We start from the raw sequence: 14,366 nt of genomic DNA, 5'->3' as shown, positions 1-14,366 counted from the left end.
ATGAAACACACGCTTCGCTTCCGCGCGTACCTGCCCGACGACGTGGCAAGCGAAGCGTGGCGGCACATCGACATTCTCCGGCAGATTCGTAATCACGCTGTCCGAGACTACTACAACGCAGACTACAACGACAGGCCATCTGACTACGACCAACACAGCAAACTCAAAGACTGGACAGACCAGTGGCCGACCTTTGCCGACCCGTCACAACACGCCGCACAACAGGCTATCAGCCAAATTCACAGCGACATAGAGACGCTGCAAGAACGCCGAAACGAAGGCTACGATGTTGGGCGGTTGCAGTGGCAAGGAGCAGGCGAATTTCGGTCAGTGTCGTACAATCAGGCAAGTCGCTTCAACGTGGATTACAACACGGGCGACGACCGATTCGTGCGACTCCGACTCGAAAAGATTGGCTGGTTCAAAATCCGAGCAGACCGCGACGTGCCACCAGAAGAGGACATTGACGAGGTTATCCTCAAAAAAGAGACGACTGGCGAATGGTACGTCTCACTCGTCACCACTGTCGAAGACACACCCGAGAAACCGCCACTCAGTGAGATTGAAGCCGAGGACTGCGTGGGCGTTGACCTTGGCATCACCAGCTACATCCACACTTCGGAGAACCTGTCCGTTGATACACTCGACCTGTCCGATGAGTACGACCGCTACGCACGCGAACAGCGGAAACTTGACCGGAAAGAACACGGCTCCGCCAACTGGGAGAAACAGCGTCAGAAGGTTGCCCAAGCGAAACGAAAAATCAAACGGAAGGTGCGAGACTACCAGCACAAGTTGACGACGTGGCTCGTCACAGAGCACGATGTTGTAGCTGTCGAAGACTTGGATGTGAAACCGATGCTGGAAGCCAGTCAGAACGCCAAGAACAAGCAGGATGCCGCGTGGTCGCAGTTTATCGAACTGCTGGAGTACAAGGCTGACCTACACGGCACACACGTCGAAACGGTGAAGCCGGGAGGAACAACCAAAGAGTGCGCTGTGTGTGGTGTCGAAACAGCCAAGCCAATCTGGGTACGCGAACACTCTTGTCCAGCGTGCGGCCATACGGAAGCCCGCGACCTCAACGCGGCGAAGAATATTCTCTATCGCGGACTCAAGCAGTTAGGGGCGGGACGCTCCGAATCAACGCCTGTGCAGACTGCGCTCCCTACGCTCACGCCTCACCGGGAGGCTGTGAGTGCAAAGCGCGTCGTTGAAGCAGGAAGCCCCGGGGCTTGACCCCCCGGGGTGAGTTCACGACCATGAATTCGAGGTCCTTGATGCGTTCGGCGACGCGGTTGGCGTCGGGTTCGCTCATCACGGGGTTTTCGCCCATGACGTAGAGGCCATGCACAGAGTCGCCGAACTCGTGGGAGAGTTCGACGTTTGTCAGCCCGGGGGCGTCCGGAATCTCGAAGCCCCAGATTTCTTCAACGGCGCTGCGAGCCGCATCGTCGTCAACGAGCTGGTAGCCCGGGAGGACGTTCGGCATCACGCCCACGTCACAGGTCCCCTGGACGTTGTTCTGACCACGCAGGGGGTTGATGCCCGTTCCGGGCCGGCCGACGTTGCCCGTAATCAGTGCGAGGTTGATTTCGTTTTGGACGTTGTCGACGCCGCAGGCGTGCTGACTCATCCCCATCCCGGTGAAGATGGCCGCGTTGTCCGCCGTAGCGTACTTTTTTGCCGCCCGTTGGATGTCTTCAAGCGGGACGCCACACTCCTCGGCCGCCGCCTGCGCGTCGAAGCCGTCGAGTGTCGCTTGCAGGTCTTCGAAGCCTTCGGTGCGGCTCTCGACGAACGACGCATCGACCCAGCCGTCCTCTGGATGTTCTGCATGGTGGTCGAGGATGGTCTTGAGGACGACGTTCAGCAACGGAATGTCGGTGCCCGGATTCAACTGAAGATGCTGGTGGCGGTCGGTCGCCTCGACTTCGAGGGACTCGGTCGTTCCGTTCGCGTGAGGGTCGACCTGAATGACGGTCGCCCCGTCGAGGGCGGCCTGTCGGAGATACTGACTGGTCGCGATCGGGTGCTGTTCGCCCGGGTTCGCGCCCTGAATCCAAAGCAGGTCGGCCGACTCCCGAATATCCTCCATGCTGTTTGTCATCGCACCCATCCCGAGACTCGTCCGGAGCGCCCACACTGTCGACGCATGGCACATCCGGGTGCAGTTGTCGACGTTGTTCGTCCCGTACCGCCGCGCCAGCTTCTGGAAGAGGTAGTTCCCCTCGTTCATCGTCTTCGAGGAGCCGAAAAAGCCCATCGCGTCGGGACCGTACTCGTCGCGAATCCGTTCGAGTTCAGCAACGATATACTCGTAGCACTCTTCCCAAGAGGCTTCACGGAATTCTTCGCCGTCCTTGATCAGCGGCTCAGTGAGACGGTCCTCGTGGTCGATGACTTCTGTCGCTGCACCCCCTTTGATGCAGACGCGGCCCTCGTTGACGGGCGCTTCTCCCCACGGCATGAACTGCACGTCGCCAGGGTCGTCCGTGTCCTGTGTTATTTTGATGCCACAGCCGACGCCGCAGTACGGACAGATCGTTTCGGTCGGCTCGGATGGGTCACTGGACATTGGCCTGTGGTGGCGATGTCTTACTCATTTACGTCACCTGTTATCATGACATTAGAAACCACGGACCATAGTACTCCCGACCGTTCTCACACAGCCGTGTATCGGAACGCGCAACCGGCGATGAGCCCCGAGTATCGGGATGGTGCTCTTGACCGGAGCCGTGGCTCGCATTCCAAACCAACGTAAACCGACGCCGAAAACTGAGAGCGGGCCGAGGGGGATTTGAACCCCCGACCGTCTGGTTAAGAGCCAGACGCTCTGCCGGGCTGAGCTATCGGCCCTCGATATCACGTTGCTGCGGTTGCCCCAAATAGGTTGCGTTCCGCCGACGGCAGGGGAATGACTCCCACGGATGAACGGACGGGCGTCTTAAGTAGCCGCCGCCCGTCAGCCCGGCTACAATGAGCAGTGCCATCTCGATGGCCTCGATGTCGTCGTATGCGATTCTCGGCTGCGGGAGCGTCGGTCATGCCGTCGCCGAGGAGCTGGTCGAGGAGGGCAAAGACGTCCTCATTCTCGACCGCGACGAGGGCCGCGTTGAGGCGCTCCGCGACCAGGACCTCGATGCGCGGACCGCTGACATCGAGGACCCGACGGCCGCCGAGGCCATCGCCGACCGCGATGTCGTCTTGATTCTCTCGCCAGATGTTGAAGCAAACCGGGTGGCAGTCGAAAATCTCCGGGAACACGCCGAGGATAAGTTCATCATCGTCCGGGCGTCGGACCCTGTCACCGCCGATGAACTCAAGGAAGCCGGCGCGGATGTCGTCATCAACCCCTCGGCGGTCATCGCCGACTCGGCGCTGCGGGCGCTTGAACAGGGGGAACTTGAGCACAAGGCCGCACAGCTTGCGGATATCATCGACGACGGAGAGACGCTGGCGGTCCTTGCCCATCGGTCGCCGGGGCCGGACTCTATCGCGTCAGCGGTCGCGCTACAGGCTATCGCCGAGGCCCGTGATGTCGAGGCGGATATCCTCTACGAGGGCGAAATCGGTCATCAGGAGAACCGTGCGTTCGTCAACCTGCTCGGCATCGAGCTGGTTTCGCTGGGAGAGACCGACCTCGAAGAGTACGACACGCTCGCGCTCGTCGACTGTGCGAAAGCGACCGAGCCCGTCGTCGACGGCGAGGTCGATATCCTCATCGACCACTTCGAGCCGGAGGTCGACTACGAGGCCGAGTTCAACGATATCCGGCCGAACGTCTCCTCGACATCGACGATTCTGACAAAATACATCCAGGAGTTCGACCTCAGCCTCTCCGAGGAAGTCGCGACGGCGCTGCTGTACGGGATTCGCGCCGAGACGCTGGATTTCAAGCGGGATACGACGCCGGCGGACCTGACAGCCGCGGCGTATCTATACCCCTTCGCCAACCACGATACCCTCGAACAGGTCGAGTCGCCGTCGATGAGCCCCGAAACGCTGGACGTTCTCGCCGAGGCGATTCGCAACCGTGAGGTCAAAGGCTCCCACCTCATCTCGAACGCCGGCGTCATCCGCGACCGCGATGCGCTCTCGCAGGCCTCTCAACACCTGCTGAACCTCGAAGGCATCACGACCTCGGCGGTGTTCGCCATCGCCGACGATACCATCTATCTCGCCGCCCGCTCGAAGGACATCCGAATCAACATCGGCAACGTGCTCCAGGACGCGTTTGGCGAAATCGGCGACGTGCGCGGTCACTCAACCGACGCTTCGGCCGAAATCCCGCTCGGCATCTTCACCGGGCTCGAAATCACCGGCGACAACCGCGATACACTGTTGGAGCTGACAGAGCAGGCAGTCAGGACGCGGCTCTTCGAGGCGATGGGCGTCGAAGGAAGCAGCGGAGACAGCTCGAACAGCAGCTAGACGGCGTCCGGTTCCTCTGGCTCCTGAATCTTCTCGACGGCGTCGTTGACCAGAATGATGTCGCCGACGGCGCGCACCCAGCGGTAGGGGACGATAACGCCGTCCGAACTCGGAACGTGGCCGGCGAAGAGCTCCCGGTTGAGTTCGCCGAGCGCGAGCCCGGTCACCGACTCCCGGTCCAAGTTGAGTTGTAGGTCTTCGACCTCGCCGACGAAGACGCCGTTGTTCGAGTAGACTTCCCGGCCGACAAGTGACGTGATTTCCTGTGGGGCGGACTCCGTCTCCATAGCGGCCGGTGGAGTGGGGCTCCCTTAACTGTTTTCGCTGTCCCGGCAGCGCAACCACGCCCGCCGTCGGGTTATCGGGTCGTCGGCCCACTGATTATCGGCCGGGCGATACTGCACGTGCAACGAGGTGATACGTTGGAGACACACCCCCGAAGGAGTTAACGGAACCGCCCACAGAGAGGCGACCATGAGCGACGATGACCTCGAAGCGATACGGGAACAGAAACGCGAAGCGCTCATGTCGCGGGCCGCGACACCCGACGAGCCCGTTTCCGTCGAGGGGCCGGGCCACCTGGAGGAACGTCTCGACGAACACGAAACAGTACTGGTCGACTTCTATGCGGACTGGTGTGGTCCCTGCAAGATGCTCGCCCCGAAGCTATCGGCTGTCGCCGCCGAGACCGATGCGGCGGTGCTGAAAGTCGACATCGACGCCAACCAAGCCCTCGCAAGCGAGTATCAGGTCCAGGGCGTGCCGACACTGTACCTGTTCCACAACGGCGATGTCGAAGACCGAATGGTCGGCATGCAGGACGAAGCGACGCTGAAGCAAAAAATCGCCGCAGTGCAGTAGCCCCGCGGCACAAACGCCCTGCACGTTGCCGGGGTCTGGTCACCGCAACCGATTTTGTGTGTCGGTAACACGGAACAGCTATGACCGACGAGTGGCCCCAGACGCCGCCGACGACGGAGCTTTTCGCTGACGACCTTCTTGCCGGCGAAACAGCGCTCATCACCGGTGGCGGGACCGGCATCGGAAAGGCGATGGCAGTTGCGTTCGCCGAGCACGGAGCAGACGTAGCCGTCGCCTCGCGCGACATGGACCATCTCCGGCCGGTCGTCGAGGCTGCCGAGGACGCCGGGGCAGACGCCTTCGCGACGACGGTCGATATCCGCAAGCCGGAGGCCGTCGAGGAAATGACAGCCACCGTCCTCGACGAGCTCGGAGACATCTCGATACTCGTCAACAACGCCGGCGCGAACTTCGTGACGCCGTTCGAGGAGCTGTCGCCGAACGGCTGGCGGGCGGTCGTCGGCACGATTTTGGACGGAACCGCCTACTGCACGATGACTGTCGGTGAGCATCTCATCGAGCGCGGTGGCGGCGTGGTGCTGTCGATGGGGGCGACAAACTCCGTCCACGGTGCGCCGTTCCATGCCCACTCCGGAGCCGGAAAGGCCGGGGTGCACAACCTGATGCAGACGGTCGCCAGCGAATGGGCCGACCACGGCGTGCGCGCGAACACGATAGCCCCGGGCATCATCGAAACCGAAGGCGTCACCGAGGCGGCGGGCGGAGCACTCCCGCCGGAACTGCTTGAGGACATCCCCGCAGACCGCTTCGGGACGCCGGCCGACTGTGTGTCGCTGGCGCTGTTTCTTGCTTCACCCGCAGCGGCGTATGTCACCGGCGGCTACTATCCGGTCGACGGGGGACAACTGCTGTTTTCGTCGCCGTACTGAGACAAACGGCTTCAGGAATGCCATGACAACTACTCGACCACAAACCGTTTCTGCCCGGCCGCTGACCCAGCGGTCGATGGGTCCCCGATTCGAACGGTCCTCGAACGCATCGCTCTGTCACCCCGTCAGGTTGCCCCCCTCGACTGGAGGCCAGCAATGAGCGCTGTTGGCATGGTACTCGGTTTGCTGTTTGCCGGTGGCGGCGTCTGGCTGGGATGGAGCGGCTGGCAACGCCGTCAGGAGCGGCAGACAATCGCCGCCCGGGAGACGACCGATGCGCTGTCGGTGACGCCCGGTCCGACAGAGGTATCCGGCACAGCGGTTACCGATGACGACCGGACGCTCACCGCACCGTTTACCGACGCGTCGTGTTTGCTCGCCGAATGGCAGATTGAGGAGTGGGACACCTCGGGAGATAACTCCTCGTGGCAGACGCTCGATACCGGAACGGTCGCGGTTCCGTTTGCTGTCGACGACGGAACCGGGACCGTTCGTGTTGCCCCCGAAGGCGCATCTATCGAGCTAACCGACCCGTGGCGGACTGAGACGGTCGAAATCGACGACGAGCCGCCCGCGACGGTGAAACAATTTCTCGAACGCGATTCGACGCCGGGAGAGGCGACCGGGTCGTTGCTACCGTCGTTTGGATGGGGCAACGAAGCGGGCGACCGGCGCTATCACCAGCGGCTCCTTCGCCCGGGTGAGGAGGTCTACGTCCACGGGACTGCGACCAGAACCGACAGCCGGTCGTTCGGCGATGTCGCCCACGAGATACGGGAGACGGCGGACGACGGCCACCGTGACGCCGAACTGTTCATTGTCGCCGATGGCGACGAGGCAGATGTCATCGCCTCCCGCCGTGACGCCGAGACGCGGCTCCTCGCGGGAGCTATAACTGTGGCCCTCGGAGCGACGTTCTTCGTGGCGTCTCTGTTCTGAGGCGTCGACCCACGGCTTTTTAAGCGAGGGGGACAAAGCCGGGAGTAACCGAGCAACGGTCGCCCCGGTCTCGGGTGGGCGACCGGCAGTCGCTGGCGGTTCGGCTGCCCGGGCTCGCTGTGGGCGTTCGTCGCCTTCACGGGCCTTGGCAGACCTCGACCGCTAGCCCACCGACACCGTCGGTGTGGCGTCCGTCACAGACGGTCGTGTACGTAGCCGGTCGCCCACCGCCGAGTCCGGCGAGCGGTCTCTCGGAGGAAACTATGGAAGTCGAAATCGCAACCATTGGCGGCTACGAGGAAGTCGGTCGACAGATGACCGCGGTTCGCGCGGGCGATAACGTGGTTATCTTCGACATGGGACTGAACCTCTCGAAGGTACTGATTCACGACAACGTCGAAACAGAGCGGATGCACAGCCTCGACCTCATCGACATGGGCGCTATCCCGGACGACCGCGTCATGTCCGACATCGAGGGTGACGTACAGGCCATCGTCCCGACCCACGGCCACCTCGACCACATCGGTGCCATCTCGAAACTGGCCCACCGCTACGACGCCCCCATCGTCGCAACGCCGTTTACCATCGAACTGGTCAAACAGCAGATCGAGGGCGAAGAGAAGTTCGGCGTGCAGAACGACCTCGTCAAGATGGATGCCGGCGGCACGATGCCCATCGGCGAGAAGTGCGAACTCGAATTCGTCAACGTCACACACTCCATCATCGACGCCATCAACCCGGTCCTGCACACCCCTGAAGGCGCTGTTGTCTACGGGCTCGACAAGCGCATGGACCACAACCCGGTTCTCGGCGACCCCATCGACATGGACCGGTTCCGAGAGATCGGCCGCGAGGGCGTCCTCTGTTACATCGAGGACTGTACGAACGCCGGCAAGAAGGGCAAGACGCCCTCCGAGTCGGTTGCCCGCTCGCAGCTGAAAGATGTCATGTACTCGCTGGAGGACTACGACGGCGGCATCGTCGCAACCACGTTCTCCAGCCACATCGCCCGTGTCAAGAGCCTCGTCGAGTTCGCCGAGGACATCGGCCGACAGCCGGTGTTGCTCGGTCGCTCGATGGAGAAATACTCCGGCACCGCCGAGCGGCTCGACTTCGTCGACTTCCCGAGCGACCTCGGGATGTACGGCCACCGGAAGTCCGTCGACCGGACATTCAAGCGAATTATGGACGAGGGCAAGGAGGACTACCTCCCGGTCGTGACCGGCCACCAAGGAGAGCCAAGAGCGATGCTCACCCGGATGGCCCGCGGCGAGACGCCCTACGAACTCGACGAGGGCGACAAGGTCATCTTCAGCGCCCGCGTCATCCCCGAGCCGACAAACGAGGGACAGCGCTATCAGGCCGAGAAGCTCCTCGGCATGCAGGGAGCCCGTATTTACGACGACATCCACGTTTCCGGCCACCTGAACTCGGAGGGGCACTACCAGATGCTGCAGGCGCTGAACCCGACCAACGTCATCCCGGCCCACCAAGACATGAAGGGCTTTTCGCCGTACGTCGAACTGGCGAGCAACGAGGGCTACGAACTCGGGCGTGACCTCCACGTCACGAAGAACGGCAACACGATACAGCTGACCGAATGACGAGCGCAGACCACGTCGAATCGGCCATCGCCGAGCGCCGCGAGATTGTCAACGAGGCGGTCTCCGAGCAGCTGCCGGTACAGAAACCCGAGCGGCTCTATTCGGCGTCGCGGTATCTGCTTGATGCCGGCGGCAAGCGACTGCGGCCGACGATACTGCTTTTGGCCGCCGAATCGCTTGCCGATGTCGAGCCGCTGTCGGCTGACTACCGACAGTTCCCGTCGCTGCCCGGCGACGAAGTCGATGTTCTCTCGGCGGCTGTTTCCATTGAGGTCATCCAGTCGTTCACGCTTATCCACGACGACATCATGGACGACGACGACCTCCGGCGGGGCGTTCCGGCAGTTCACCGGGAGTATGACCTTGAAACTGCCATTCTGGCGGGTGATACGCTCTACTCGAAGGCTTTCGAGTATATGCTCGATACGGGAGCGCCCGCGGAACGAAGCGTCGAGGCGCTCGACGAACTGGCGACGACCTGCACCGAAATCTGTGAGGGCCAAGCCCTTGACGTCGACTTCGAGAACCGGTCGGACGTGACGACCGAGGAGTATCTGGAGATGGTCGAATTCAAGACAGCGGTGCTGTACGCCGCTGCCGCATCGATTCCAGCTATCCTGCTGGGAAGCGACGACGAGACCGTCGAGGCGCTACACGGCTACGGCCTCGACATCGGCCGGGCCTTCCAGATTCAAGACGACCTGCTTGACCTGACAGCGCCGAGCGACGAACTCGGCAAGCAGCGCGGCTCGGACCTCGTCGAAAACAAGCGGACCGTCATCACGCTACACGCCCGTGACCAGGGCATCGATGTCGAAGGGCTTGTCTCCGATGACCCAAGCGACGCGGAAATCGAGGCTGCCGTGCAAACACTTGAAGACGCCGGCAGCATTGACTTCGCCCGCGAGATGGCGCTCGACCTCGTGACGAGCGGCAAAGAACGGCTCGACGTGCTACCGGAGAACGAAGCCAGACAGCTACTCGAAGACATCGCCGACTTCCTCGTCGAACGCAGCTACTAGCGACGGGGCCGTTGGCGTCCGCTGATTTATATATCGGAACGGAACCAGACAGCCTGTGCGCTGAGCATCGCCGGAGCCCCGCCGAGGCCGGTGTGCGGAACACGGGCTCCGGAGCCTGCGGTTTCGTTCCGCCTGTTCGCTACACCCTCTCACGTCGGCTGCGAACCCAACGGGTTTTGGTGGTCCCAAGAGTAGCCGCCGTCAATGGACGAAGACCTCCGCGAGCGCATCGAGCGCGAGGCCGAGACGGCAGCGCTGTTCAACGCGCTCAAGCACGAAAGCGACGCACAGGTCGGCGCGATACTGGGTCCGATGATGGGCGAAAATCCCGACTTCCGCCCACACGGCGACGAGATTCCAGGGATTATCTCGCCGGTCATCGAACGAGTCAACGGACTCTCCGACGAGGAAAAGCGCGAACGGCTCGAAGAGCTGGCTCCCGAGAAAGTCGAGGCGCTTGCGGCCGAAGACGAAGGCGACGACCGACCGCTGCCAGAGCTCCCGAACGCTGACGCCTACGATGACGTACGGATGCGGCTCGCGCCCAACCCCAACGGCCCGTGGCACGTCGGCCACGCCCGGATGCCCGCTGTCATCGGGACGTACAAGGACCGCTACGATGGCTGGTTCTGTGTCCGCTTTGACGATACCGACCCCGAAACGAAGCGGCCGGACCTCGACGCGTACGGCGAGATTCTCGACGCCATCGACTACCTCGGGTTCGAGCCGGACGAGGTCGTCAAGGCCTCCGACCGCGTCGAGACGTACTACGAGTACGGCCGGAAGCTCATCAAAGCCGGCGGTGCCTACACGTGCTCGTGTGACGCCGAGTCCTTCTCCGAGCTGAAAAACAACGCCGAAGCCTGCCCGCACCGTGACAAGGACATCGAGACGACGCTGTCGGAATTTGAAGCGATGATTGACGGCGAGTACAGCGCCGGTGAGATGGTCCTACGAGTCCGAACCGACATCGAGCACAAGAACCCGGCGCTGCGCGATTGGGTCGCCTTCCGGATGGTGGATACCCCCCATCCCCGCGAGGAAGCCGCCGACTACCGATGTTGGCCAATGCTCGATTTCCAATCCGGCATCGACGACCACGAGTTCGGCATCTCACACATCATCCGCGGCATCGACCTGCAGGATTCGGCGAAACGACAGCAGTTCGTCTATGAGTATTTCGACTGGGAGTATCCCGAGGTTATCCACTGGGGGCACGTCCAGATAGACGCCTACGACATCGAGATGTCGACATCAACGATTAAGCAACTCATCGACGACGGCGAGCTTGATGACTGGGATGACCCGCGCGCACCGACGGTTGCGAGCCTCAAGCGACGCGGCATCCGTGGGCAAGCCATCGTCAACGCGATGGTTGAACTCGGCACCTCGACATCCAATGTGGACCTTGCGATGTCGTCGGTTTACGCCGAAAACCGAGAGTTCGTTGACGACGAGGCTGACCGTCGCTTCTTCGTTCGGGATGGCGTCGAGAAACCCCTCGCTGGCGGCCCCGAGTCGGCGTCGCCGCCGCTCCACCCCAACGACGAGGACCGCGGTCGGCGGGAAATCCCGGTTGGCGACGCCGTCTACGTCGAACCCGACGACGTGCCGGCTGACGGCGAGCGGGTCTGGCTGAAGGGCCTTGGGCCGGTCCGCCACGAGGACGGGGCGTTCGTCGCAACCGACGACGACATCGAGGTCGTCAGAGACGGCGCCGTTGACGTCGTTCACTGGGTCCCCGCCCAAGAGAGCGTCCCGCTTCGGCTGCGGACCGTAGACGGCGACGAGGCCGGTCACGCAGAACCCGGCATCGAAACCTACGACGCCGACGACATCGTCCAGTTCGAGCGCATCGGCTTCGCACGAATCGACCGCCACGACGACGAGGAATCGGTCGCCTACTTCGCGCACCCGTAGCATCGACGAATCCTTAAGGGCCCGGCCCTCTCCTACAGTAACGATGGCCATCGACCCGAACTTCGAAGAGACGCGGGAACGAGAGGGTCAGGAACGCGGCGTTGACGTCTGGGGACCGACCGACCCGCCGGAGCAACTCGGCATCCACGGCACTCACGTCGCTGTCGACCTCGATATCTGTGTGGGCGACGGCGCGTGTCTCGAAGACTGTCCGGTCGATGTCTTCGAGTGGATAGACACGCCTGACCACCCCGAAAGCGAGCAAAAGGTGACACCGGCCGACGAAGACCAGTGTATCGACTGTATGCTCTGTGTCGACGTCTGCCCGGTCGACGCTATCGACGTCGACCCCGGCCGCGAGAACCGTATCTAGCGGTACCGTTCGAGTTCTTCCGTTGCGGCATCCGTTCCGTACTGCTCGACCAGCGGCTCGTAGGCGTCGCCGAGGGCACGCATACACTCTCTGGTCGAGACGTAGCCGAGACGGTCGGCAACCCCGTCCCACGAGTGGGCCTGCAACACCTTGCTGACAAGGAGCCGCTCGGCTGCTGTGTTGTCAACAGCGCCGTCAACGAGCGCCCGCACCGCGAGCCGACGGAACGGCCCCGGTGAGACATCGTAGAGCCCCGGCCCGGAGGCAGCGCTGGCGACGTGACGCCACTCCGAAGCTGTAAGCGAGACGGGGTCGGCGACCGAACCATCGATTGCCGAGAGGACACCGCGGACAATGTCGGGAGTTGCCGTCGACAACGGGTCAGTAAGCGCAGGCGGCAACCGGGCGTAAAACTGCCGTTCGTGACGGTCGGTCAACTGCGCCCCAGTTTCGGAGAGCGGCCGGACCATCAGCACCGAACGCTCGCCGCTCGTGTCGTTTTGTGTCGTCGATAGGTGGACGGGGCGATAGTCGTTTGCCGACCAAAAGTCCAAGAGCGGCGGCGTCACACCGTAGCTGACGCTGAGATAGTCGACGCCGGGCGGCCACGCCGACGAAAGCCGTGGCCGCTCGTTGAGTTCGGCCTCGATTTCGGAGAGCAGCCGGGAGCCAAGGCCCCGTGAGCGAGCCGCGTGGTGGGTCGCGATGCGGAGCGTCCGAACGCCGACGGGACCGCAGGCATCAGGGTCCCGAAGCTGACTCGCCAGCACATCGGGCACCAGATTACCCCTGATGCGGCTTCCTTCGTAGACATCGACAGCGATGTCGTCGTTGAGGCCGCCCTCGCGGGCCAGTAGGGCGACCGAAACGACATGGCCGTCTGCGACCAGCGCGCGGGCAGCGATATTCGGCGCATCGAGCAGACGTGCGAGGTCGTTCGGCTCCGTCCGGTAGTGTGCGTAGACGAGCAGTCCGAACGCCTCCCGGAGCAGCCGTTCGTCGTCGGCGAGCGTATCGGCATCGAGCCGACGGTACGCCGTCTCCGCTGTACTGACATCCTCGACCAGCGGGTCGACAGGCGGGCTGGCATCGAGCAGTAGCGCCCGGAACAGCCACACCTCAACTGGGTCTCCCGGCGCATAACGTATCGGCTCCGAAAGCACCTGTGTCGTCGTCTCGTGGGTCTCGGTGAGCGTTTCACGGAACCGGACATCGAAGCCGCGGCCGGCCCCCTCGTAGCCACGGACCGTCGTGGCAAAGCAGGCCGACGGGGCAACCCCAAGCAGTGATTCGAGCGTCCCGACGGGAAGCGAAGCAGCCTCGTCAACGATGAGTGCGTCCGCCGATGCGTCGGCGGCATCGGCCGGCGACAGAAACCGAACGCGACCCCCACTGTCGGCGAGCAGCGCCGGCGAGCGGTCCCCGTCGCGGGCGTCGTCAGCGAGCGCCCCGAGTGTATCGAGCAGTTCGGCAGCGCGGTCGAATCCCTCTGCCGCGTTCCGGTACTGGGGTGCGGTAATGAGTACGTCGCCACCATCTGCGGCCAGCGCCGCCGCGGCAAGCCCAGCCGCGCTCGATTTTCCCCGCCCGCGGTCGGCCTCAAGCACGACGGCGGCCCCTTTCTTGCGGAGCCGCTCGCAAGCCTGCAGAGCGTCTCGTTGGTCGCTGGTACGGCAGGCCTCGTAGGCAGCGTCGGGGAACACATCGCCCGTCGAGTGTCGCTCATTCGGTGTCGGAAGCCGTGGCGCAGGGTTTGTCCGGCCGTCTTTCAGTAGCCGGTCGCTGTCGACATCGACAATGGCGATGCCCCGGTGGGAACGCAGGGTCTCAACGAGACGGGTACGGAACCGGTCGCCGACATTCGCTTCCGAGAACGGCGGAACAGCAAGCGTCGTCTCGAAGCCGTCGACGCGGTCCGGCCACGACGAAAGCGGTGGCGTGAGGACAACGAGGAGGCCGCCGCCGTCGACGGCTCCGACCGCGCGGCCGAGCGCGTTCGGCCGGCAGCTGTCGTGGCAGTCAAAGACGACACACGCCCGCGTCGTTCCGAGCAACTCGTCGGTTCGCTTCGGTGCAACCCCCGCGCCAACCGGCAGCTCCTGCTCGCTGACAGCGGCGACTTCCGTTCTGTCGATGCCTGCCGCCTCTACGGCCGCCGCTGCCCCTCGGTAGCCGGCATCACGACCGCCGGCCAGCACGAGCAGGCGGCGCTCGTTCGTCGCTGACGCCTCCGAGCAGAGCCCACGCGCCGTCTCCCGGACGGTGTCCATGCGGGAGCCAACGTCGGCGCGGCGGAAGGCTTCGTCGGTCGCCGGCTCCGGAC

The 14,366-nt window shown here is 63.3% G+C and carries 11 protein-coding genes, 1 tRNA gene and 1 pseudogene; 9 read left to right on the top strand and 4 right to left on the bottom strand.

Features of this window, described 5'->3' with window-relative positions:
• Nucleotides 1-1,239, top strand: coding sequence for an RNA-guided endonuclease InsQ/TnpB family protein (locus NP_RS09170; protein ID WP_011323565.1), 1,239 nt, complete (start codon nucleotides 1-3; stop codon nucleotides 1,237-1,239).
• Nucleotides 1,240-1,255: 16 nt separating this feature from the next.
• On the opposite strand, the pseudogene NP_RS09165 reads toward NP_RS09170, so the two are convergent.
• Both NP_RS09165 and NP_RS09160 read right to left on the bottom strand, forming a co-directional pair.
• Nucleotides 1,256-2,578: pseudogene (locus tag NP_RS09165) on the bottom strand (molybdopterin oxidoreductase family protein); the annotation flags it as partial.
• A 207-nt stretch (nucleotides 2,579-2,785) separates the two neighbouring features.
• A tRNA-Lys gene (locus NP_RS09160) sits at nucleotides 2,786-2,859 on the bottom strand.
• Between the two features lie 120 nt (nucleotides 2,860-2,979).
• Here NP_RS09160 and NP_RS09155 point away from each other — a divergent pair.
• Nucleotides 2,980-4,434, top strand: a complete 1,455-nt coding sequence (locus NP_RS09155) for a DHH family phosphoesterase (RefSeq protein WP_011323563.1) — start codon at nucleotides 2,980-2,982, stop codon at nucleotides 4,432-4,434.
• On the opposite strand, the gene NP_RS09150 is transcribed toward NP_RS09155, so the two are convergent.
• Complete coding sequence (locus tag NP_RS09150; protein WP_011323562.1) at nucleotides 4,431-4,721, bottom strand: PRC-barrel domain-containing protein; 291 nt, start codon at nucleotides 4,719-4,721, stop codon at nucleotides 4,431-4,433. The genes NP_RS09155 and NP_RS09150 overlap by 4 nt on opposite strands.
• A gap of 187 nt (nucleotides 4,722-4,908) precedes the next feature.
• Here NP_RS09150 and trxA point away from each other — a divergent pair, with 187 nt between their 5' ends.
• From trxA to NP_RS09115, 7 genes are all read left to right on the top strand, one after another.
• A complete protein-coding gene (trxA, locus tag NP_RS09145; protein ID WP_049939625.1) occupies nucleotides 4,909-5,295 on the top strand; it encodes a thioredoxin in 387 nt (128 codons plus the stop codon).
• A gap of 80 nt (nucleotides 5,296-5,375) precedes the next feature.
• On the top strand, nucleotides 5,376-6,185 hold the full coding sequence (locus tag NP_RS09140) for an SDR family oxidoreductase (RefSeq protein ID WP_011323560.1): 810 nt from the start codon (nucleotides 5,376-5,378) through the stop codon (nucleotides 6,183-6,185).
• A 156-nt stretch (nucleotides 6,186-6,341) separates the two neighbouring features.
• The gene (locus tag NP_RS09135; protein ID WP_011323559.1) at nucleotides 6,342-7,124 is read left to right on the top strand and encodes a GIDE domain-containing protein; all 783 of its coding nucleotides are present in this window, start codon (nucleotides 6,342-6,344) and stop codon (nucleotides 7,122-7,124) included.
• A 263-nt stretch (nucleotides 7,125-7,387) separates the two neighbouring features.
• The gene (locus NP_RS09130) at nucleotides 7,388-8,728 is read left to right on the top strand and encodes a ribonuclease J (RefSeq protein WP_011323558.1); all 1,341 of its coding nucleotides are present in this window, start codon (nucleotides 7,388-7,390) and stop codon (nucleotides 8,726-8,728) included.
• On the top strand, nucleotides 8,725-9,750 hold the full coding sequence (gene idsA3, locus NP_RS09125) for a geranylfarnesyl diphosphate synthase (RefSeq protein ID WP_011323557.1): 1,026 nt from the start codon (nucleotides 8,725-8,727) through the stop codon (nucleotides 9,748-9,750). Before NP_RS09130 ends, idsA3 begins: the two co-directional genes overlap by 4 nt.
• A gap of 204 nt (nucleotides 9,751-9,954) precedes the next feature.
• Complete coding sequence (locus NP_RS09120; RefSeq protein WP_011323556.1) at nucleotides 9,955-11,670, top strand: glutamate--tRNA ligase; 1,716 nt, start codon at nucleotides 9,955-9,957, stop codon at nucleotides 11,668-11,670.
• A 43-nt stretch (nucleotides 11,671-11,713) separates the two neighbouring features.
• Nucleotides 11,714-12,043 (top strand): 4Fe-4S binding protein, encoded by a 330-nt coding sequence (locus NP_RS09115; RefSeq protein WP_011323555.1) that lies wholly within the window; start codon nucleotides 11,714-11,716, stop codon nucleotides 12,041-12,043.
• Here NP_RS09115 and tmcA read toward each other — a convergent pair.
• Nucleotides 12,040-14,313, bottom strand: a complete 2,274-nt coding sequence (gene tmcA / locus NP_RS09110; protein WP_011323554.1) for a tRNA(Met) cytidine acetyltransferase TmcA — start codon at nucleotides 14,311-14,313, stop codon at nucleotides 12,040-12,042. The two genes, NP_RS09115 and tmcA, sit on opposite strands and share 4 nt — an antisense overlap.
• Between the last annotated feature and the right edge of the window lie 53 nt (nucleotides 14,314-14,366).

The sequence above is a fragment of the Natronomonas pharaonis DSM 2160 genome (assembly GCF_000026045.1).
Classification (GTDB): Archaea; Halobacteriota; Halobacteria; order Halobacteriales; family Haloarculaceae; genus Natronomonas; species Natronomonas pharaonis.
This window is presented reverse-complemented; position numbering and strand designations above follow the sequence as displayed.